This is a genomic window from Stenotrophomonas sp. Steno-Z10-BAI (genome assembly GCF_056393115.1).
The window spans coordinates 178,918-200,719 of sequence record NZ_JBWJOZ010000007.1; the positions used below are offsets into that span (position 1 = coordinate 178,918).

Here is a 21,802-nt window from a genome sequence, read left to right on the forward strand (position 1 = left end):
CGGCGGCTTACGCGTGCTGGGCGGATGCGTTCGCATCCAGCCAGTCGGCCAACCCGGTCAGGGTGTCGAACTGCAGATCGGGCTGCAGTGAAGGGTGGGTCCAGGTGTGTTCTTCGCGGTTGATCCAGCAGCCGCGCAGGCCGGCCTGCATCGCACCGACCACGTCCATCTCGGCGTGGTCGCCGACGTGCAGTACCTGGGCAGGTGCGATGCCGAGGCGATCGCAGGCGGCGTGGAAAATGCTGGCGGCCGGCTTGGCCGCACCGTGCTCGCGCGAGCCGAGCTGGAAGGTGAAGTGGTGGGACACGCCAATCCGCTGCAGGTCGGCATTGCCGTTGCTGAGCGCGGCGACCGGCACGCGCGCGGCGATCCGGGCCAGTGCGTCCATCGCATCCGGGTAGAACTCCACCTGGTTGCGCGCGGCGTAGAACGCCTCGTAGGCCGGTTCCAGCAGCGCCGGATCGGCGCCGCTTTTGTCCAGCGCCTCGCTCAGCGTCAACCGGCGCAGCGCGCTCAGGTCGTAGTGCAGGTGCGGGTTGTCATGGAAGGAGCGCTCGCGCAGTTCGCGCATCGCCGCCACCGGATACATCGCGGCGGTGGCGGGGCTGTGCTGGAGCATCCACTCGTACAACACCTGGTCGATGCGGGCGCCGATGGGGGCGAACGGCCACAAGGTGTCGTCGAGGTCGAGGGTGATGGCTTGGACTGGGAAATTCACCCCGCCATTCTACGCCTGCGCGCGCGGGCTTTCATGGCGCGCGCAGGCGCCGAGGTGAGGTGCTTCAGCGCAGGTCGTAGGAGCAGGCGATGGATGCCTGGCCCTCGTCCTGCCGCACGCTCAGGTCGTGGCGGCCCACTTCCAGCGTGTAGTCGCCGGCTTCATTGCGCGGAATCTTCGCCAGCGCTGCGATCTGGTCGATACCGGCCGTGCTGAAGTAGGCGGTATAGCTGTCGATGCTGTCCTCGCCGCTGGCGCCGTCGTACAGGTGCAGGCGGTTCACCGGCTGGCCCAGCACGAGCAATGGTTTGGTCAGCGCATACTCGCCATCGGACAGTTCGCCGTACGCCTGCAGCTCGGTCGGCTTGAGCACCTTTGCCAGCGCGGCGAACTGCGCAGGCGTCAGGTGACGCTTGCAGGTGACCGCCTCGATCAGCTGGCGGCTGGCCACCTCGGCGCTGGGTGGGGGAGCGGCCAACGTCGGGGCAGCAAGGGTGACAAGGCCGGCGAGGGCGAGGCAACGGACAGCGAGGGAAGACATCAGGGCCGGGATCCATCCGAAAAGGTGCCGGTATTCTGGCAGCACCGGGGATCGCGCGCCCAGCCGTATCCTTGCCCTGAACCGCTTATTCCAGCAGCTTGGCCCAGCCCTGGGTGCCATCCAGCCGCGCCAGCACCAGCTTGATGCAGACCAGCAGCGGCACCGCCAGAAGCAGGCCGATCATGCCCCACAGCCAGCCGAACACCATCAGCGCCAGGATCAGGATCAGCGGTGAGATCGCCATCCGGCGGCCGAGCACGATCGGCGTCACCACCTGGCCTTCGACGGTATGCAGGGCGAGATAGCACGCGGCCGGCAGCAGCGCCTGGAACGGATCACTGAACTCCACGAAGCCCATCAGCAGCATCAGCGCCACGCCGATCAGCGGTCCCACATACGGCGCGAAGTTCAGCAGCGCCGCCACGGTGCCCCACAGCAGCGCCTCCTGCAGCGAGATGCCGAGCAGCAGCAGGATGCCGGCGAACACCAGGCCGACCAGCGTGTTGATCACGGTGATGGTCAGCACATAGCGGGACACCTCGCGTTCGATCGAACGCAGGATGTCGGTCGTGAACCGTTGCTGCTGGCGGCTGGGGAACAGGGCGATGGCGTGCTTCTGCAGGCTCTGCCCGTAAATCATGAAGAACAGGGTCAACAGCACCACCGCCAGCACCGAAGCAGCCAACCGTGGTGCACGGGTCAGGACCTTGTACGGATCATCCATCTGGGTGCGCACGATCTGCACCCGGCGGCTGCCTTCGCCACCGGCCACCCGCGCGAAGTTCTCGGCGGCCTGGTTGGCCTGCTGCACCGGCTTGGTCAGGTTCTGTACCTGGCGGGCGACCTTGCGCAGCTGCTGCGGTGCCTCCTGGGCCCACTCCATCGCCGGGCCCACCAACTGCACGCCCAGTGCGGCAGCGCCGCTCAGGCCCACGCCAAGCACCAGCACCGCACCGAGGAAACGGGGGATCCAGATCTTCTGCAGCACCCGCAGGATCGGGTTGCCGACCAGCGCGAAGAACATCGCCAGCAGGATCGGCAGCACCACGTCCTGCGCCGCCCACAGGGTAAAGGCCACCGCCAGGGTGGCCAGGATCACCAGCGACATCGGCGCGCGTGGCCGGGGCGGGGAAGGTGCGACAGCGGCTTCAGCGGAAGGGGATACCGGAACGCTCATGCAGGTCGCACACTGGAAAGGAGCGTCATTATTGGGCAAGCCGGGTGCGCATGGCGTGTGGGGGGCGTGCAGACGAAGAAAGGCCCCGCGACGGGTATCGCAGGGCCTTTGGATAGTGCGTCCGAGCGCGGTGCGATCAGCGTTCGGACAGGTCCGTGGCGGCTTCCGCCGGTTGCGGCTGATGCGGCGAGGCCGGATCGGCACGCCGTTCCGGAGTGAGCCGTGGCGCGGCTGCTGCCGGAGCCCGAGCCGCCTGACGCGGCGCCTGATCGGTGGCGTCATCCACCTTGTCGGCCGCCTGCTCGGCGGTGTCAGCCGCTTCGCTGGCCTGCATCGAGGCGAACGCGGCCTGGGTACTGGCCACCAGATTGGAGACCGAGCCGATCATCTGCAGCCAACGCGCGCCCTGCACTTTCGCGCCGAGCCCGGTCGGCTCCAGCTTGCCGGCCAGGAAGCCGCCGGCGAGACCGACGGTGATGATGCGCAGCGGTGTCCATCCGGTACGCCAGACGGTGCTGAGGGTGGACCAGCTGCTGCGGGTTTTTTCGACCCGCACCGCCACCACCAGCTCGGCACGCTGGACGCGTTGCCGCAAGGCTTCGAAGTTCATCGCTTCACCCCCGTGGTATCCACGTCGGCATCGGGATCTTCATCGCTCGGTTCGTCATACAGGCCCAGCCGCGACAACTGGCGGCGGGTGGCATGCATGCCGGTATGGCGGAAGAAGAACGAGACCCGCCACATCGCGTAACCGGTGACGAGCAGGCTGACGATCGACGTGATCAGCAGCGAATGGAACCAGGACAGGCCCCATCGCTGCATCAGGGCGATCAGCGTACCGGCCAGCAACAACCAGGCCGACGCGCCGAATACGATCGCCACGCCGGCCCAGGCCAGTGCCCGGCCAAACGCGCTGCGCGCCAATGCGAAGTCGGCCGAGGCCAACCGTCGCAGGGAGCGCAGCGTGTGCTTGGCCGAATCCACCGTCTCGCGACCGGCCTCACCCACCTGGCGGATGCTCTCGTCCAGGCGGGGTGCTTTTTCACCGCTGTCCGGTGGCGGGGTATCCGCGCCACCGGGGGCGGGCGACTGGGCTTGATCGCTCACGCCGTTGCTTACTTGTCGCCGCCGCTGCGGGCCAGCTTGGCGATGATCCAGCCGGCGGCGAAGGCGACGCCGAAGGAGGCCAGCGGACGCTCACGGATCAGTTCGGCGGCGCTGTCGACCAGGTCCTTGCCCTTGTCCATCAGTGCATCGACCTGTTCCTTGGCAGCGGCACCACCGAACTCGGCCGCGGCCAGACCGGACAGCGCGGTATCGGACAGCTCGGCCTTGACGTTGGCCTTGCCGAGGCGCAGCTCATCACCGGCAGCGCCGGTGGCGCCCTTGATCGCACCGCCGGCAGCGGTGGCCGCCGACTTCAGGTGCGAGCCGGCTTCGCCCAGGTGTTCCTTCAGGTTCTCGGTATTGGTGGGGCTCATCGTGTATCTCCTGCTATGCGATGGGGAAGGTGACCGCGGACGATCCGACGGCAACGAACACAAGGTAATAGCATCGGCCGGGTGTAAGCGACGTTACGGCTGACGCCGCGTTCAGCGCATCACCAGCTGGCCGCCGCCATTTCCCCGGATGATCCTGAGCACCAGCTGCGCCGGGCGCTGCTGGAAGTTGGCGCGCCAGCTGGCGAGGTCGGCAAACTCACCTGCCGTTGCCGCGGTGATCACGTCGCCCTGCGCAAGCCCGGAGGCTGCCGCGCGGCTGCCGCGTTTGACGTCACTGACCAACACCCCGCTGACACCGGCCTGGCGCAGCGACTCGGGCAGATCGACGAAGGTGGCCCCGCCCAAGCGCGGATCGAGCGACTCGCCGGTGACCGCGCGTGCCTGTTCTTTCAGCGTGGCCTTGATCTGCAGCGGCTTGCCCTCACGGCGCACGTCCAGGGTCAGCGTGCTGCCGACCGGTTGCAGGCCTTCCACGTTGTGCAGCGCCTGGGCACTGTCCACGCGCTGGCCGTTGGCCGACACCACCACATCGCCCGGCTTGAGTCCGGCGGCCGCGGCACTGGACCCGGCCAGCACGCGGGTCACCAGCGCCCCCCGCGTCTCGGTCAGCCCCAGGCCCTGCGCGATCTGCTGGGTCAGGTTCTGCGCCTCGATGCCGAGCGTGCCACGCACCACCACGCCGTGTTTGACCAGCTGGTCGACCACATCGCGCGCCAGGTTGGAGGGGATCGCCAGGCCCAGGCCGATGTTGCCGGCCATGCTGCCCTGCGGATTGAAACTGGCGGTATTGATGCCGACCAGTTGCCCCTGCAGGTTGACCAGCGCACCGCCGGAATTGCCCGGGTTGATCGAGGCATCGGTCTGGATGAAGTTCTGGTAGCCCAGCCCGCGGATGCCGCTGCGGCCCACCGCAGAGACGATGCCGGAGGTGACCGTCTGGCTGAAACCGAAGGGGTTGCCGATCGCCACCACGAAGTCGCCCACGCGCAGCTGGGCGCTGTCGCCGAGCTTGATCTCGGTCAGGTTGCCGGTCGGAATGCGGATCAACGCGACATCGGTATCGGCATCGGAGCCGATGAATTCAGCCTTCACCGTGCGCCCGTCGGCCAGGGTCACCTGCACGTCGTCGGCGTTGTCGATGACGTGATGGTTGGTCAGCACCAGGCCCTCGGCGGCATCGATGATGACGCCCGAGCCCAGTGATTCGTTGATGCGTTCCTGCGGCACTTCCGGGAACAGCCGGCGGAAGAACGGGTCGTTGAAATAGGGGTTGCGCACGCGCACCACCTGCTTGGTGTTGACGCTGACGACTGCCGGCATCACCCGCTCCAGCATCGGCGCCAGCGAGGGCACCGCCTGGCCGGCGATCGCTGCGGGCAGCGCGGCCGTGGTCGGAATCGTGTACGCGGCTGGCGCCGCTTCGGCACGGTTGTCCAGGTGCGCGTTGATGGCCGTGGCGGTGAACCCGCCGAAGGCAGCGGCGAGGGCGAGCGTGAGCAGGGTCGGGAGCGGTCGCATGGTCCGGCGGTTCCGTGTCGGAGGGGACGGGGGCAGGGAAAACACGTATACGGTAATTCAACCTGAATGAGTGTGTCCGCAATCGGCTAAACCTTGGATGAAATTCGCCGCGTCGTCGGCCTTGCGGTGACGTTGCCTGGGCACGGATGGCGGGGCCGATATGGGCCGGTGGCGAGGTGCGAAGGAGGGCGGTGTGGTGTGCTTGGCAACGTCCAGGCGCACCCGGGTCATGCACCTGCAAGGCGCATCCGCGTCATCGAAACCAGCGCAAATGCCGGGTGCGAGGGCAGGGAATGGATCAAGTGCGACGATCAATCATGGGCTCATTGAATGCAGCCGACATGCGCATCGAGACACATCGCGTGCGCCACGCGCTGGAGCGCCGATGCTGTTTTCAAGGGGTTTCGTGCAAGTGGTTGGTGCGTTGCTTGCTGCCGACGATGGGGGTGCTACTGTCGGCGTGGCACGAGCATCGCATCAAGACCGTTCCACGATGGACCGCGCCGGTATAGCATCGCCAGCGATTTGACTAACCAGGCCCCTTAGGAGGCACTCAATGAGCAACGGTAATGGTGTGACCACGGTTCTCTCGCAGACCGTCGAAGATGCAAAAGAAACCGCCACCAACGTCGGCGAGACCATCGCACACGTTGCGGAAGATGCCGTCGCTTCGGTCAAGAAGACCGCCAAGCGCGCCCGCAAGGCTGCCACCACCCAGGTCGCCAAGGTCAAGAAGGCCGTGACCAAGGTCGAGAAGACCGTCGCCAAGAAGGCTGACAAGGCGGCCAAGTCGGTCGGCAAGACCCTGGCCACCGCCAAGCAGAAGCTGGAAGCGGCCAAGAAGAACGCCAAGGCCGAAGCCACTGCCATCAAGAAGCAGGTCGCCAAGAAGAAGGCCGCCGCTGAAAAGGCCGTGACCAAGACCACCAAGGCTGCCGGCAAGAAGGCCACGACCGCCAAGAAGGCCGTGACCAAGAAGGCGGCTGCTGCCAAGAAGACCGTGACCAAGAAGGTTGCCACCGCCAAGAAGGCTGTCGCCAAGAAGACCGCGACCGCCAAGAAGGCCGTGACCAAGAAGACCGCTGCCGCCAAGAAGACCGTCGGCAAGAAGGTCGCCGCTGCCAAGACCGCTGTTGCCAGGAAGTCGGCGACCGCCAAGAAGGCCGTGACCAAGAAGACCGCAGCGGCCAAGAAGGTGGCCGGCAAGAAGACCGCCGTCGCCAAGAAGACCGTCGGCAAGAAGGTCGCCACCGCCAAGAAGGCTGTGGCCAAGAAGTCGGCGACCGCCAAGAAGGCGGTGACCAAGAAGACCGCGACCGCCAAGAAGGTGGCCGGCAAGAAGACCGCCGTCGCCCGCAAGTCGGTTGGCAAGAAGGTCGCCACCGCCAAGAAGGCCGTGACCAAGAAGACCGCGGCCGCCAAGAAGACCGTCGGCAAGAAGGTCGCTACCGCCAAGAAGGCTGTGGCCAAGAAGGCCCCGGCGAAGAAGGCTCCGGCCCGCAAGGCCGCCCCGGCCAAGCGTGCTGCTGCCAAGCCGGTTGCCCGCAAGGCGCCGGCCAAGCGCGCGCGCAAGTAAGTAAGTTGTAACGTGCTGCTCCTGCCTGAGGGCGGGAGCGGCATGGTGGGAACGGCCTGTCCCCGTCCCCGGTCATTTGCCCGTCCCGGGTCATTTCGGCATCCCCGGTCGAGCGCATCGCGTCACTGTGCGATCAGGCTCCCGGATCATGCCCCCACTGTTCCGCTTCCCTCGGCTCCTGCGCCCAGCCGGAGCATGCTTGACGGTGCCTCCCTGCGTCTGTTGCTAACCTGACCGGCACACGTTCACGGGAAGATGCAATGCGCGGTCTCGACTTCAGCTCCTGGCAGGCCATGCTCTCCACCCTGGTCGGGTTGGCGATCATTACGTTGATCGGCGTCGGCATCCGGCTCCTGGTCATGCAGACCATGCAGCAGCGTCGCGAGCGCGAGAATCGTCAGATCAACGAGCGTCTGCGTACGCTGATCGCCGCTTACAAGATCCTTGGCGGCTCATTCACCGGCACGCTCGATGTCGATCCACGCCATCGCCGGGATTTCCGCGCGCTGCCCGACGGCAGCGAAGACGGCGATGCGCTGCACCTGCCGGCGGAGGCCGAGAACGGTGGCGAGCGTGCGCGGCGGATCCGTGATGCGGTGGAAGCGGCCCTGTCGGACATCGTCCTGCTGGGCACCGACGAGCAGGTGCGCCTGGCCGCCCACGCCGCCAACGAGATGGCCCAGGGTCGCCTCGTTCCCACGGCCGAGCTGGTGGTGTCGCTGCGTGACTTCATCCGTCAGGCGCTGGACCTGGATCCGATTCCAACCACGGTCACCATCCCGCGCCAGGGTCCCGCACGGCCCTCGGCCGGTGCGAAGGGCAAGGGCGATGCGGGTGACAAGGGCGGCGGCAAAGGCGGCGGCAAAGGCGGCGGAGGGATGGGCGGTGGAGGCGGTGGTGGTATGGGAGGAATGGGCGGTGCTGGCATGGGAGGTGGAGCGGACGATCCTGCCGACGCTCATCGCTGAGCGGCCCGCATCCGCTCACGGCGAGGCGGCCGCCCCGATCCGGTAGGGCGGCGGCGTCGCACCCATCAGATGGGTGACGAAGTAATCCCACATCCGGCGCATGTAGTAATCGTCGTTGCGGAACAGTTCGTGGTCCTGGTTGGGCAGGTAGAGCAGGTCGTAGTCCTTGTTGGCCAGCGTGAGGGCGCGCGCCAACTGCAGGGTCAACGCCGGCATCGCGTTCTCATCCAGGTCGCCGTAGACCAGCATCAGCCGACCCTGCAGGCGATCGGCCAGTGCATCGTTGGCCAGTGGCTGGAACAGCGCTGGTACTGCATCCGGTGCTGGGCGCACGGCGGTGCCGTCTGCATAGACCGGCTGGCCGCCGACCAGGCGGTCCATGCCGTGGATCGCGCCGCCGTACATGCCCTGGAAGCTGTGGCTGCCGGCCGAAGCCACCCCGACCTTGTAGAACGCCGGATGGCGCAGCAGGGCACGCGCCGCACTGTAGCCGCCGAAGGAATGCCCATAGATGCCGACCCGCGTCAGGTCCATGCCCGGATAACGTCTGGCCAGCTGGCGGATCGCCGCGACGTGATCGTCCAGCTGCAGATCCGCCGCGCTCAGGAAGCTGGCATCGTGGAAAGCCTTGGAACGTCCGGGTGTGCCACGCGCATCGATGCTCACCACCACGAAGCCGAGCTGGGCCAGGCTGGAGCGCGCGACGGGGTTCATCGTCGCGGTGGCGTCGACGAAGCCCACCGGGGTATTGGTGATGTGCGGTCCGCCGTACATGGCATCGATGACCGGATGCCGTCCATCCTCGCGGTAGCCAGGCGGCAGATAGACCGTGGCCTGCAGTTGGGTGCGTCCATCGGCGGCCAGGACACTCACCCGCTGCGGTGGCGTCCAGCCGGCGGCGCGCACGGCGCGGTCGTCGCCGCGCTCCAGTTCCAGCACGACCCGGCCATCGCCCGTTGAGCGCAGCACGCTGACCGGCGCCTGGTCCACCCGCGAGTAGCCATCGACCACGTACGCCGCCGAGGGCGACAGCAGGTGGGAGGGCCGCCCGCCCATGAGCACGCCGGTTCCGCCATCGATCGCGTGATCAGCTGCTTCCGGTGTCAGCAGGACCGGCGCGCCACCGTCCAGCGACACGCGGTACAGGCGTCGTTGGTACGGATCCCCCGGCTCGCGCCCGCCGGCGGTGAACAGCACCTGGCGACGCACCTCATCGACGCCGACCACATCGCGCACCAGCCATGCGCCCGTGGTCAGCTGACGGACGACACGTCCATCGCGGCGATCGACCAGGTACAGATGGCCCCAGCCATCGCGCTGCGAGAACCAGACGATGCCATCGTCGCGCTGCAGAACGTGCACCGCCGGCCGGTTGTAGGGATAGCTGTTGAGCTGCGCACGGGTATCGCTGCGCTCTTCCCGTACGGTACGCACGCCGCCGGTGCGGACATCCACCTCGACCAGACGCAGCCGCGCGGGGTGGTCATAGCGCACGATCGCCGTATAGACCTTGGCGGCATCGGCCGACCAGCCCAGCACGCCGGCCTCGGTCAACGTGTGCCAGCCCTCGGGAACGGCGATGCTGCGTGTGCCGCCGACCACTTCGGTGACGAACCATGCATCGCGGACCTGCTCGGCGTCGCCCAGCAGGCCCAGGCGTACTTCATGCACGACCGGGCGGAACCCGGTGGTCGGCGCAGTCGCCAGGTAGGGATAGGGCAGGACCTTGCGTTCGTCGTAGCGCGCGCCGAATAGGCGCTGGCTGTCCGGTGACCAGGTGACCGCGAACGGCGGCATCTGCATCCGGCCTTCCCGTCGCGGAATGCCGCGCAATGCAAAATCGGGCAGTACCCCATAGCCGTACGAGGGCTCGCCATCCACGGTGAGCGCCCGTCGTTCACCGTCGGCACCACGCCGCAGCCACAGGTTGTCCTGCCCGACCCGCACGCTGTGTCGACCGTCCGGCGCAGGCAGGTCGCGGGGATCGGCGACCGCTGAGGTTTGCAGCGCACACGGCAGCGGCAGCGTGCAGGCCACGACCTGCCTTGCGTCCACGCGCAGCGTGATCCGCAATCCATCGCCGCTGCGGGCGACGCGGTCCACCTGCTGCATCACCGCGCCTGGATCGGCGACCCCGGCAGCCTGCAGTGCCGCCTGCATGACGTTTTGGTCAAACAGCGCCGTGCGCGTGGAGGCCGCCGGATCGACCAGCAGGTAGCGGGTGCGGCCATCGTCCTCCTGGCGGGCATACCAGAAGCGACCGTCCTCCAGCCAGTGTGGCGCGACGGTAGCATTGCGGACCTTGCCGCGCAGCCGCTGGTCGAGCACACGTTCGGCGCGCTGGTACTGCATCAGGCCCGGTGCCTCGGCCTTGGCCGGCGGGCTGGCGGTCGCGGTGACCGCCAGCCCCAGAACGAGCAGACAGTGAAACATTCCCGAACGTGCTGCGGCCATGCGTCTCGCTCCCTGATGACGGTCGCCCGGCAGGCAGCATCGTCCTCATGGCGCGTGCTCCTGTCAGCCTGGAGCCCCGAGCATGCCGGTGCTCCAGCGCGCACTCAAGCGGCGCTGCCGCAGCGGGTATGCCCTTCCTGGCCCCGCTCAGCTCTTGAGTTCCACCACCGGCACGAAGCCGCCGTAGATCATCCGCTTACCGTCGAACGGCATCGGATTGTTCTCCGGGTTCATCCGCGGGTCCTCCATCATCTTCTGCATGCCGGCATCGCGCGTGGCCTTGTCCGGCCATTCGATCCAGGAGAACAACACGGCCTCATCATCCTTGGCCGCTACCGCGCGATGGAAGTCGGTCTGCTTGCCGTGCGGGACATCGTCGCCCCAGCACTCCACCACGCGCAGCGCACCATGCTCGATGCAGATCGCATCGCCCATGTGCGCGTGTTCCAGGAATTTCGCTTTGTTCGCGGTCGGCACGGCAAGTACAAAACCATCGATATAGGCCATGGCAAAAGCTCCAGATGACGCGCCGGGATGGGCGCCTTCATGACATACGACGAACCGGGGGATGGAACATCGACAGTGCGCGCGGTGGCCGTTGCGGGCGGTGAATCTGTCCAGGACGGTCACGAAGTGAACAAATTCAGCATCCAATCCGCCAATTTCGGCGGCCTTCGGGACAAACCTCAGAAAACTCTGAGTCATGGTGCGGAACATCCTGATAGGCCAGCTGACGCATTCAGCACATGATGGCCTTGCCGGGCAGGACGCCCCACGGCGCCCTGCGGTCCAACGCCCCACGGCACGGACCTCGGTGCATCCAGGAGGATGGACGCGTTAGCCGATAACTCCCCAAGAGCGGCTTCCCCAGCGCGTGACGCCCCGAAAGGGCACCGTCGTGACCAGAATCCTTTCCCCGCGCGGTTCCCGCGCGTGGCCTTCGCCCCGCCCCTTTTCAGTTACCCGCGTGATCGCCGCGCAGGACGGGCATTCACGTCCTCATCGCCTGAAAAAGGCCACGCGCGTATGCCAGAGCGCGTCTGAACGGCGCCCCAAAATTCACTTTTGTCGACGCGGTCAACTTCAGGGCGGGTTGTGTCGAATAACGGAGAATTTACATTCCCGATGCAGTCCGGCCTCCATGCCGGGTGCAAGTAGTCCAAGACATAAAGGTGTACCCCCATGAAGACTTCGTTGATTGCTCTGGCCCTGGCCGCCGCCCTCCCGTTCACCGCTTCGGCGGCTGAAGGCCTGTCCTACAACTACGCTGAAGCCGACTACGTCAAGACCGACGCAGATGGCGGCAAGGCCGATGGTTGGGGCGTGAAGGGTTCCTACGCCTTCCACCCGAACTTCCACGCCTTCGGCGAGTACAACCAGCAGAAGACCGACATCGGCAACTTCAAGGTTGACCAGTGGCGCGTCGGCGTCGGCTACAACCAGGAAATCGGCAACAGCACCGACTTCGTGGGCCGCGTTGCCTACAACAAGTTCGACCCGAAGGAAGGCCTGGATTTCAACGGCTACAGCGCTGAAGCCGGTATCCGTACCGCGTTCGGCCAGCACGCCGAAGTCTATGCCATGGCCGGCTATGAGGATTACAGCAAGAAGCACGGCGTCAATCCGGATGGCCAGTTCTACGGCCGCCTGGGTGGCCAGGTGAAGTTGAACCAGAACTGGGGCATCAATGGCGACATCAAGATGGATCGCCATGGTGACAAGGAATGGTCGGTCGGCCCGCGCTTCAGCTGGTAATCCCAGCGTGACCGCATCGTCACGTGCCTGACCGGCGTGGCAGAAAAAGGCCCGGCACATTGCCGGGCCTTTTTCGTGGGCGCGATGTCCGCAGCGGGCGCGAGGGATAATGCGGCACTCTCATGGAGATGCCCAATGCCCCCGTCCTCCGATCTGCAGCAGCCTCGCCTCGGCTGTGGTGCCGTGATCCAGCGCGCCGACGGCGCGATCCTGCTGGTCCAGCGTGGGCGTCCGCCCGAGCAGGGGCATTGGGGGCTGCCCGGTGGCAAGGTCGATTGGATGGAAACCGTCGAACACGCGGTGATCCGTGAGGTGGAGGAGGAGACCGCACTCCAGGTGACGGTGGAGCGTCTGTTATGCGTGGTCGATCATTTCGAGCCGGCGCTTGCCCAGCACTGGGTCGCCCCGGTGTATCTGGTGCGCGCCCAGGACACCACGATCGCGTCCGTGCAGGAGCCCGAGGCACTGCTCGGGCTGGGCTGGTTCACCGCCGATGCACTGCCCGCGCCGCTGACGCTCTCTACGCGCAAGGCCCTGGAACACCTCTCGATCGCGCACTGAGTCCTCGCGCGCAGGGCGCTCAGCGTCGTGCGGCGGCGCCATCTCCCTGCGCCACGGCCTCTACTTCGGCCAGGCTGGTGATGGCGTAGTCGCCCGGCGTGGACATCGCCAGCGCGCCATGTGCCGCACCCAGATCCACGGCCGCCTGCTCGCCCTTGCCGCTGAGCAGGGCATGCACCACGCCGGCCACGAAGGCATCGCCGCCGCCGACACGGTCGAGCAGATCCACTTCGCGAGCGTCGGAGACAAACAGCTGCGACCGCGTGCGCAGCGCACCGGCCCAGCCGTGGCGGGCGGCGTTGGCGGCGTCGCGCAGCGTGAACGCCACCGCCTGCAGCGCCGGGAACTGCGCCATCGCGCGCACGGCGGCTGCCTCCGCCGGACCGACATCCATCGGCGTGTGGCGGCGACCAAGATCGCTCAGGTCCATCCCCAGGCACGCGGCGAACGAATACTCATCGCCGATCAACAGATCGCACTCGGCCGCGATGGCGCAGTTGGCGTGACGCGCGGCATCCGGGTCGGGATGGCTGTTCCAGAGGCTGGCGCGGTAGTTGAGATCGTAGGAGACCGCCACGCCGTTCCGGCGTGCGGCCCGCACCGCGGTGATCGCGGTCTGCGCGCTGTGCTCGGACAGCGCGGCGAAGATCCCACCGGTGTGCAGCCAGCGCACGCCGTGTTGCCCGAACAGCGCATCCCAGTCGAACGCCTCCGGCTGCAGCTGCGAGGCCGCCGAGTACGCGCGATCGGAAATACCCAGCGGCGCACGCACCCCGAAACCGCGCTCGGTGAAGTTCAGGCCCATGCGGGTGTTGCGGCCGATGCCATCATAGTCGCGCCACACGATCTGGCTGGCATCCACCCCGCCGGCCTGGATCAGCTGCTGCGCAAGCAGGCCCAACTCGTTGCGCGGCAGGGCGGTGAGCACCCCGGTGCGATGGGCGAAGGTGCTGCACAGGCCGCGGGCGACGTTGTACTCGCCACCGCCCTCCCACACGTTGAACTGGCGGGCGCTGCGGATCCGGCCTTCGCCGGGATCGAAGCGCAGCATCACCTCGCCTAGCGCCAGCGCGTCCCAACGCTGGCCATTCTCGGCCGCAACCTGGAAGGTCAGGGCACTCATCGCGCCGGGCACCCGAGCAGCGCCAGATCGATCCCCTCGGCCATCCGCCGGTAGCCCTCGTCGTTGGGATGCAGGTGGTCGCGGGTGATCTCCTCGGGCAGGTTCTCCGGATTGGACGGATCGCGCAGGATCTGGTCGAAGTCGATCAGGCCATCGAAACCGCTGCGCCCGCCGCGCATCCAGGTGTTGAGCGTGGTGCGGGTGGCGGCGGCGATCGGCTCGTACCGGTCCGAACCACCGAAGGGCGTGATCGTGGCGGCGATCGGGCGAATGCCGTTACTGTGCAGGCGCTCGGCGATCTGCCGGTAGCCCAGCACCATGTCCTCTGCGTTGCGGCCGGCCACGGGTGGGGTGCCGCCATCATGGCGGATGTCGTTGATGCCTTCGAACAGGATCACGCGGTCCACGTTCGGCAGCGCGATCACATCGCGGTCCAGCCGCGCCAGCGCGCTGTGGCTGCGGCCGTGGTCCATGACCTTGTTGCCGCTGATGCCGGCGTTGACGACCACCACCTGATCCGGGCACGCCTGCTGCAGACGGGCGGACAGCAGTGCAGGCCAGTCGCCATTGCTGCCGCGGGTGGCGGTGGCGCCTTCGGTGATGGAGTCGCCGAGGGCAACCACCACGATCGGCGTGCGCGTGCGTTCGGCGAGCACGGCGGAGACCACGTTCTGCCGGTAGGCGAGTTTGACCGCGTCGCCCACGGTGGCTGCGCGGCCATCGGCGATGCGCAGCGCGGTGCGGCGCACGGCCGGCCGTGTGGCATCCGGGAAATACACGGTGAGCGAGACGTCGGCCAGCGCCGGCGCCGTGATCGCGACCGGGTCGCTGAGCAGCGCAGCGCCGACCGGCACCACGATCTCGCCGCGACCATTGAAGGTGACCGGCTTGGCCGCGGTGGCGGTGCCGGTGAGGTGGGCCGAGGCCCCGCCGATATGCAGCGGGGCCTGGCCGAGTTCATTGCTGATGCGGAAGCGCAGGGCGCGGGCCGAACTGGCCAGGCGCATGTCCTGGCGCACGGTCTGGTTGGCGAACTGCACCGGGGCCTCGGGGGTGCCATCAAGACGATCCGGCGCCGGCGAGGCGGTCCAGGCCGGCACCCAGACCTGGGCCTGGGCGGGCAGCGCCGCAGCGCTGGTGGCAAGTGCAAGAGAGAATGCAGTGATCCAGCGCAGCATGGCGGCCCTCCCAGGCGGTCAGCGGGTCAATCAGGAGAAGTAGGTGCCGCCGTTGACGTCGACGTTGGCACCGGTGATGAAACCGGCCGCATCCGAGGCCAGATACACCGCGGTATCGGCGGCTTCCTGCGGTCGGCCCTGGCGGCGCAGCGGGGTATTGCCGGCCACGGCGGTGCGCACTTCCGGCTTGGTGAATTCGTCATGGAAGCGGGTGGCGATCATGCCGCAGCACAGTGCGTTGACACGGATGCCGCGCGGGCCCAGTTCCTTGGCCATGGCGCGGGTGAAAGTCATCACAGCAGCCTTGGCTGTGGCGTAGATCGCCGCGCCCGGGCCACCGCCATCGCGCCCAGCCTGCGAGGCGAAGTTCACGATCGCGCCGCCTTCGGGCATGTGCGGCACCACCGCATGCGTGGTCAGGTAGACCGAGCTCATGTTGAGGTCCATCACCTTATGGAAGAACGCCTCATCGATCTCGGCCAGCGGACGGCGCTGGACCATGCCACCGGCGACGTTCACCAGCACGTCGATCTGCGGGCCGAACGCGGCTTGCGTCGCAGCGACCATGGCCGCCACGGCCTTGGCATCGGTGACATCGGCGCGATGCACGATCGCGGTGCCGCCGGCGGCTTCGACCTGCTTGAGGGTCTCCTGCGCGCTGGCTTCGTCGTTGGCGTAGTTGATGCAGACCTTGGCACCGGCCGCGGCCAGCTTGAGCGAGATCTCGCGGCCGATGTCACGGCCGCCACCGGTGACGATCGCCACCTTGTCCTTGAATTGGGTCATGAAACACTCCTTTGATGCGTTGGGGGAAAGGGAAGAAGCGGGCTCAGCGGCGCTCGACCGGGCCGTGGAGTTTTTCCACGCGACCGGTGACCAGCCACAGCGCCAGCAGGGAGGCCGGCACCAGGGCGGCCACCAGGATGAAAATGGGTGCGTAGGATTCGTGGGTCATCGCCGGCACCAGCCAGGTGGTGATCAGCGTGCCGGCCACCGCGGCCATGCCGCCCAGGCCGGCGACCGAGCCGACCGATTTGCCGCTGAAGATGTCGCCGGGCAGGGTCTGGATGTTGCCGATGGCGATCTGGAAGCCGAACAGTACGAAGGCGATGGTCACCACGGCCCAGACCGGATCGGTGGCCAGCACCGCGCCCAGCAGCGCCGGGGCCATGATCGCGCCGCCCAGGGTGATCACCACCTTGCGGGCCTTGTCCACGCTCCAGCCGGCGCCGATCAGGCGCCCGGACAACCAGCCGCCGCCGAGGCTGCCGATCATCGCGCCGACATACGGCACCCAGGCGAAGATGCCGATCTGCTTGATGTCGAAACCGAAGGTATCGGCCAGGTAGAGCGGCAGCCAGGACACGAACAGCCACCAGATCGGGTCCAGGAAGAACCGCGAGATCAGGATGCCCCAGGTCTGCCGATGGCCCAGCAGCTGGCGCATGCTGGGCACGTACTCGGGGACCGGCACGGCTGGTTGTTCGGTGGGTGCATCCAGGATCAACGCGCGCTCGGCCGCGCTCACCCACGGGTGCTTGTCCGGGCCTGCGCGGTAGATGATCAGCCACGGCAGCAGCCAGATGAAGCCGATCGCACCGATCAGGATGAAGGTGCCGCGCCAGCCCAGCCACAGGAACAGCACGGCGATCAGCGGTGCCGACACGATCGCGCCGATCGACGCGCCGGCATTGAACACGCCCTGTGCCAGCGCACGCTCACGCGCCGGGAACCACTCGGCATTGGCCTTGACCGCACCCGGCCACGCGCCAGCTTCGCTGATGCCGAGCATGGCGCGCACGATGCTGAAGGACAGGATGGAATGGGTGACCGAGTGCAGCGCGATCGAGATCGACCACACCGCGATCGACAGCGCGAAGCCCAGGCGCGTACCGATGATGTCGAACAGGCGGCCGAACACGAACTGGCCGGCGGCGTAGAACAGCATGAACACCGTGACCAGCAGCGCGTAGTCTTCCTTGGTCGCACCGACGTCCTTGGAAATCTGCGGCCACATCACGGCCAACGCGTTGCGGTCGATGTAGTTGATCACCGTGGCAATGGCGATCAGCGCCACGATCAGCCAACGGACATAGGTGCGGGCCTGCGTGGTGACCTTCATTTGCCGTCCTTGCCGGTACGGGTGCCGGTATCGAAGCGGTTCCAGCCACCGTCCCAGCGCCAGCTGTGTCCGCCGCCGCTCACTTCATGCGATCCGCCCTTGGCCGGATCATCGGCGATGCCCACGGCGAGCTGCTTGCCGCCGGCCAGGTCGAGCACCAGCACGTCTGCATCCTTGCCGCGGTAGTGGGTGAGGCGGTCGATGCGGCTGTTGGCGCCCCGCACGGTTTCGGCGGTGCCGTCGTACTGGCCGTGCGGTTCGAGCACGCCGTAGAACGTGGTGGCGGCCTGGCCATCCACCCGCTGCAGCAGCATCGGCTCACGGCGCAGGTTGAACGAGGGATCATTCGCGCCGCTCTCGCCGATCAACGCACGCGAGGGCGCGGTGCTGGCGAACCGGTAGGTATAGAAGCGGCCGTCCAGCAGCCAGGTCAGGCTGCGTGCGTCGCGGGTCGGCTCGCTGGCCGCATCGATCCACACATGCTGGTAGCCGTTGGCCTTGCCCAGCACCGGACGTGCGGCGACCGCGGACTGCGTCTTGAAGCCCACGTCCATGATGTGACCGTTGAAGTGCAGCGGCAGGTCATAGCGCGCGGCCTTGCTGCCGGTGACGCGCAGCAGATCCAGCACCACAGGCTCGCCCAGCGAGGGGTGCGAGAGCAGTGCCTGGGTACGGGTGAAGCTGACCCCGTCATAGGCGCCTTCCATCCGTGCCGAGGCGATCTGGGTGTCGTCGCTGACCGCGAACAGCAGCGGTGTCGGCGCCAGTGGCTGGCCCTGCTTCCAGTCGCCGCCGAAGTGGCTCTGTTCGTTCACCACCAGCGTGTTGTGCGCGATGGTCTGCCGGGCCCAGCTGCTGTTCTCCGGCAGGTAGATGCCACCGGCCTTCGCCTCGATGTTGAGAAAGCGCGCCGCGCCGTAATCGGTCACCACGCGCTGGCCGTTGTCGTAGAACAACCAGTTGAGCTTGTCGAAGTGGCCGTGGCCCATGCCCTGCTTGGTGTTCTTCATCACCAGCGCCTGGCCGTTCTCGCCGCCCATGCGCAGGATCGCCAGTGCGCCTTCGGTGCCGTCCGGGCCATCGCGCAGCAGGGTCGGTACGAAGGCGAACGGCTTGGCCTTGTTGTCTGCCAGTGCCTGGGCCACCTGCAGGCCTTCGGGCGAGAGCAGCACGCGCTTCTGTGTTTTGGCGACGGACAGCAGGCGTGCATCACCGGTCTGCGCGTAGGCGATATCGATGCCGGCCACCAGTTCCTCGGTGTCCAGGCCCTTGTCGAGAATGGCGTCGTTGATCGGGAAGAAGTAGCCGCCGTAGCTGCTCTGCACCAGCGCATCCACGGCCTTGAGCAGCACGCCATCGCGGCGCTTGAAGATACCGCGTTGCGGTTCGTTGCGCTCGATGGCGTTGGCGAACAGGATGAACGGGGCCAGCGCATAGCGCTGGTAGTACGGGCCTTCTTCGTAATACCCGTCCGGCGAGAACAGCTGATCCACCTGTTTCAGGAAGCCGGCGCTGCCATCGCGTTTGCTGCCCTGCAGGGCCTTGTCGACGTAGCTGGTATCGCGCAGCACGTAGCCGGTCATGCCCACGGCAGCGACCGCCCAGGTGGCGTGGTTGTGGATCTTGTCGAAATTTTCCGGCGTGCCGGACAGGAAATCGGCCATCGCGCGGAACACGTTGTCGTCGATCGTCTTGCGATCCGCGTCACTGAGCGTGTCGCGGATCGCGTCGTAGCCCTGCGCCGCGCTGACCAGCCAGACCGAATCGTTGAGGGTCTGCCAGAACAGCCGGCCGGGAATCTGGCCGCGGCCCTGCGGGTGCGCGCCCAGCCCCGGGTAGAGCTTGGCGTAGCCCAGCAGCAGGTCGCGGGCGAAGGTGGCATAGGCCTTGTCACCGGTCAGCCGATACAGCGCGCCGGCGGCCTGGATGGCCTGGTAATTCCGCTTGTGCTGTTCGTGCGTGTAACCGCCGCCTTTGTCCTTGGGCACCGGCACGTCGATGCCGGCCTTCATCATCGCGCGCACGCGCTGTTCGGCACGCTGTTGTTCCTTGGCGAACAGCGGCGAGCGCGCACCCTCGGCACGCATCTGCGTCCACTGCGCGGCGGTGACCAGCACCGGCGCGGTGGCGGCCTCGGCGGGCGCCTGCCGGGCGGCGGGTGCGGCCTGCGCAGCGGGCAACGCGGCCCCGCCAAGGGTGGCGGCGAGCAGCAGCATCAGGGGCGGGGCGTGATTCATGGCAGGGCCTCAACAGGGGTATCAGACAGCAACGGCGCGGTGGCCGTCAGCGGGTTGTCGCCCATGCGCAGGGTCGGTTCCCCGACGCGATGGCTGAAACGGATGCGGCCGCTGCGGTCGAAGCGGTTGCCGCGGATGCTGGCGAACTGCACGCCATGCAGGCGCAGGCTGGTGTCATCGGCCACCCCGGCCTGCTCGAACTGGTTGCCGTGCACCTGCAGCGCCGGACCGAAGGTGCTTTCGTCGGTGCCGCCGCGATACAGGTTCACCACCGGCCCGCCGATGCGGCGGAACGTGGAGTCCAGCAGATCGACCTGCTCGGCGTTGTAGGTGCCCAGATCATCGGTCTCGGCGGCCGCGGCGATCACGCTGCCGGTGATGTCCTCCACCGTGACGTTGGCCAGTGCGATCTGCGCGGCCAGGCTGCCCTTGCCGGTGGCGATCACATCGAAGGCCTTGTTGGCGGTCAGCCCGTGTACGCGGCTGTCCTCGATGCGCAGCGTGTAGTTGAAGGCCTGGCTGCCCGGCGGCACGCGGATCACCGCGTTGCCGGCGGCATCCGGGGCGAGCGCGCCATCGATGTCCAGCCGCGCCAGGCGCAGCGAACCACGCGCGCCGATCTCGAACAGGCTCGGCCGCGAGAACTGCACGCTGGCCTGGCCATGTGCGGGGCCGACCACGCTGAGCGGATGGTTCACCGCCAGCACCTGGCTCACGGTGTAGCGGCCGCGCTGCAGCTGCAGGCGGTCGCCGGGGGCGCTGGCCGCCACGGCGGCGGTCAAGGTGTCCTCGCCCGGTGCGACCCTGCGCACCGCGCCACTATCCAGTGCGGTGCTGGGCAGTGTCTTGGGGTACCAGTCCACGCCCACCTGATCGCGGGGAATCGGGGTCAGATCGCGCGGGGCACCGGCATCGATGGCGGCGGTGGGGTAGAGCAGGCCGTTGGCCGCGCGCTGCAGGGACACGGACTGGCCGCTGACACCGCCGGGGAAGCCGGGTGACACGGCAGGGCTCTGCACGTTGCCGGCGAAGGTGATGCCGGAGAGATCGCCCTGCGTACGCAGCAGATCGCGTTTCCCATCGCCGATGAACAGGTTGCCGGCGATGCGGCTGTTCATCGGCATCGCATTGCGCTCTTCATCCAGCCCCGCGCCCAGCAACAGCGTGCCGACCTGGATGAAGCTGTTGCGTTCGATCACCGCGTGATCGATCTGCTCGTAGCGGTTCAACGGCGCGTTGTGGGTACCGGCCATCACGCTCAACGCCGCAGCGAAGTTGTCGCCGGCGATGCCTTCGAAGTAATTGTCGCGCACGGTCTGGTTGCGGTTGATCACGCGCACGCCGCCGGTATGCGCCTTGCCATGGCCGAGGAACACATTGCGTTCGACCTGATTGCCGTGGCCGTGGCGCAGCACCAGCGAGCCGCGCGAGTCCTGGAAGACGTTGCCGCGGTACGTGTTGCCGCCGGACTTGTTGGAGACGATCTCCACCTCGCCATCGCACTGCTCGAACCAGTTGTTCTCCACCACGGTGCGCGAATCGGACTGCGAGTCGTGGCTGGTGCCGATGCGCATCGTCTCGCCGCCGTTGGAGCCGAGGTTGGGGCGCGGGCCGAACCAGTTGTGGTCGATGCGGTGCTGGTTGTCCAGGCCGCTGGTGGCGTTGCGCACCACCACCAGGGTGGTGCCCGCATTGGTCTTGCCGACCAGCTGGCTGTGGTCGAAGCGGTTGTGCTGGCCGTACAGCGCCACCCAGTGATCGGACTGCTGGCGATCCGGCTTGTTGTAGCGGTCGATCACGATCCCGGTCACCCGGCTGTGGTTGGCCCATTCGCTGGCTGACCGCCGGAACGAGATCACTTCACCGCCAGGCGCCCAACCATCCCGGAAGACGAGATGGGACACCTCCAGGTGCTCACCGGCCAGACGCAGCTGGGACTGCCCGCTGAGAATCACCTTGCCGGGCGTCTGCGCCGTCAACTTAATTGGTTGACCAATTTTGCCGGTGCCCCGGAAAAGCAGGTCCACGTCGCGCCAGACGCCGTTCGCCAGGATCACCGTATCGCCGGGGGCGAGGGCGCGTACGGCGGTGGCATAGGCAGCAGCGTCGCGCACCAGATAATCGGCCGCCACGGCAGGGAATGCCGCCAGGGACAGGCTCAACAGCAGGGCCTTGGCCATGGGACGCCGCGCCAACGGCGCATGCGAGTGTTGCAAAGTCACGGGCTTACCCTCCCAGATGAACCGTGGCGACTGACGCGAGCCACGATCCTAACAGGTTGCCGGGCGCGCACGTCAACCACAATCGCATACCACTTTAGATGAATGTGGTATGTGGTTTGCGCATTTTTCTGCTGCATCCGCACATTAATT

At 67.2% G+C, this 21,802-nt stretch carries 19 protein-coding genes; 4 read left to right on the forward strand and 15 right to left on the reverse strand.

Features of this window, described 5'->3' with window-relative positions; translation table 11 throughout:
* Window positions 1-7 precede the first annotated feature (7 nt).
* From AC06E9_RS16695 to AC06E9_RS16725, 7 genes are all read right to left on the reverse strand, one after another.
* Entirely contained in the window at window positions 8-718 is a 711-nt protein-coding gene (locus AC06E9_RS16695) for an HAD family hydrolase (RefSeq protein ID WP_121044173.1), read from the reverse strand.
* A 64-nt stretch (window positions 719-782) separates the two neighbouring features.
* Entirely contained in the window at window positions 783-1,259 is a 477-nt protein-coding gene (locus tag AC06E9_RS16700) for a hypothetical protein (RefSeq protein ID WP_282258598.1), read from the reverse strand.
* Window positions 1,260-1,344: 85 nt separating this feature from the next.
* The gene (locus tag AC06E9_RS16705; RefSeq protein WP_121044167.1) at window positions 1,345-2,436 is read right to left on the reverse strand and encodes an AI-2E family transporter; all 1,092 of its coding nucleotides are present in this window, start codon (window positions 2,434-2,436) and stop codon (window positions 1,345-1,347) included.
* Window positions 2,437-2,572: 136 nt separating this feature from the next.
* Window positions 2,573-3,046 (reverse strand): protein sip-5, encoded by a 474-nt coding sequence (locus AC06E9_RS16710; protein WP_121044164.1) that lies wholly within the window; start codon window positions 3,044-3,046, stop codon window positions 2,573-2,575.
* Window positions 3,043-3,543 (reverse strand): phage holin family protein, encoded by a 501-nt coding sequence (locus tag AC06E9_RS16715; RefSeq protein WP_193222801.1) that lies wholly within the window; start codon window positions 3,541-3,543, stop codon window positions 3,043-3,045. The genes AC06E9_RS16710 and AC06E9_RS16715 overlap by 4 nt, the downstream gene beginning before the upstream one ends.
* Window positions 3,544-3,551: 8 nt before the next feature.
* Window positions 3,552-3,917 (reverse strand): hypothetical protein, encoded by a 366-nt coding sequence (locus AC06E9_RS16720; protein ID WP_121044161.1) that lies wholly within the window; start codon window positions 3,915-3,917, stop codon window positions 3,552-3,554.
* Between the two features lie 111 nt (window positions 3,918-4,028).
* Window positions 4,029-5,456, reverse strand: coding sequence for a Do family serine endopeptidase (locus AC06E9_RS16725; RefSeq protein ID WP_121044158.1), 1,428 nt, complete (start codon window positions 5,454-5,456; stop codon window positions 4,029-4,031).
* Between the two features lie 556 nt (window positions 5,457-6,012).
* Between AC06E9_RS16725 and AC06E9_RS16730 the strand changes: the two genes are divergently transcribed.
* Together AC06E9_RS16730 and AC06E9_RS16735 are read left to right on the forward strand one after the other, a co-directional pair.
* Entirely contained in the window at window positions 6,013-7,032 is a 1,020-nt protein-coding gene (locus tag AC06E9_RS16730) for a histone (RefSeq protein WP_461770744.1), read from the forward strand.
* A gap of 260 nt (window positions 7,033-7,292) precedes the next feature.
* Complete coding sequence (locus tag AC06E9_RS16735) at window positions 7,293-8,000, forward strand: hypothetical protein (protein ID WP_478056470.1); 708 nt, start codon at window positions 7,293-7,295, stop codon at window positions 7,998-8,000.
* A 15-nt stretch (window positions 8,001-8,015) separates the two neighbouring features.
* Here the strand turns inward: AC06E9_RS16735 and AC06E9_RS16740 are convergent, their stop codons facing one another.
* Window positions 8,016-10,454, reverse strand: a complete 2,439-nt coding sequence (locus tag AC06E9_RS16740) for a S9 family peptidase (RefSeq protein ID WP_259462218.1) — start codon at window positions 10,452-10,454, stop codon at window positions 8,016-8,018.
* Between the two features lie 147 nt (window positions 10,455-10,601).
* Window positions 10,602-10,961, reverse strand: coding sequence for a DUF1428 domain-containing protein (locus tag AC06E9_RS16745; protein WP_282258849.1), 360 nt, complete (start codon window positions 10,959-10,961; stop codon window positions 10,602-10,604).
* 675 nt (window positions 10,962-11,636) lie between these two features.
* Between AC06E9_RS16745 and AC06E9_RS16750 the strand changes: the two genes are divergently transcribed.
* Together AC06E9_RS16750 and AC06E9_RS16755 are read left to right on the forward strand one after the other, a co-directional pair.
* Complete coding sequence (locus AC06E9_RS16750) at window positions 11,637-12,209, forward strand: OmpO family porin (RefSeq protein ID WP_478056471.1); 573 nt, start codon at window positions 11,637-11,639, stop codon at window positions 12,207-12,209.
* Window positions 12,210-12,344: 135 nt separating this feature from the next.
* Window positions 12,345-12,770 carry an NUDIX domain-containing protein gene (locus AC06E9_RS16755; RefSeq protein ID WP_121044139.1) on the forward strand — a complete coding sequence of 142 codons (426 nt, stop codon included), beginning with the start codon at window positions 12,345-12,347 and terminating at the stop codon, window positions 12,768-12,770.
* Window positions 12,771-12,789: 19 nt separating this feature from the next.
* Here the strand turns inward: AC06E9_RS16755 and AC06E9_RS16760 are convergent, their stop codons facing one another.
* The 6 genes from AC06E9_RS16760 to AC06E9_RS16785 are packed head-to-tail and all read right to left on the reverse strand — an operon-like array spanning window position 12,790 to window position 21,610.
* Complete coding sequence (locus tag AC06E9_RS16760; RefSeq protein ID WP_478056472.1) at window positions 12,790-13,893, reverse strand: sugar kinase; 1,104 nt, start codon at window positions 13,891-13,893, stop codon at window positions 12,790-12,792.
* Window positions 13,890-15,071: a GDSL-type esterase/lipase family protein gene (locus tag AC06E9_RS16765; protein ID WP_478050231.1), complete on the reverse strand. Its 1,182-nt coding sequence runs from the start codon at window positions 15,069-15,071 to the stop codon at window positions 13,890-13,892. Before AC06E9_RS16765 ends, AC06E9_RS16760 begins: the two co-directional genes overlap by 4 nt.
* Before the next feature lie 30 nt (window positions 15,072-15,101).
* Entirely contained in the window at window positions 15,102-15,857 is a 756-nt protein-coding gene (locus AC06E9_RS16770) for an SDR family NAD(P)-dependent oxidoreductase (protein ID WP_019185567.1), read from the reverse strand.
* A gap of 43 nt (window positions 15,858-15,900) precedes the next feature.
* Entirely contained in the window at window positions 15,901-17,193 is a 1,293-nt protein-coding gene (locus AC06E9_RS16775; RefSeq protein WP_121044130.1) for an MFS transporter, read from the reverse strand.
* Window positions 17,190-19,430 (reverse strand): oligoalginate lyase, encoded by a 2,241-nt coding sequence (locus AC06E9_RS16780; RefSeq protein WP_478056473.1) that lies wholly within the window; start codon window positions 19,428-19,430, stop codon window positions 17,190-17,192. The genes AC06E9_RS16775 and AC06E9_RS16780 overlap by 4 nt, the downstream gene beginning before the upstream one ends.
* Window positions 19,427-21,610 carry a polysaccharide lyase 6 family protein gene (locus AC06E9_RS16785; RefSeq protein WP_478050233.1) on the reverse strand — a complete coding sequence of 728 codons (2,184 nt, stop codon included), beginning with the start codon at window positions 21,608-21,610 and terminating at the stop codon, window positions 19,427-19,429. The genes AC06E9_RS16780 and AC06E9_RS16785 overlap by 4 nt, the downstream gene beginning before the upstream one ends.
* Window positions 21,611-21,802 lie beyond the last annotated feature (192 nt).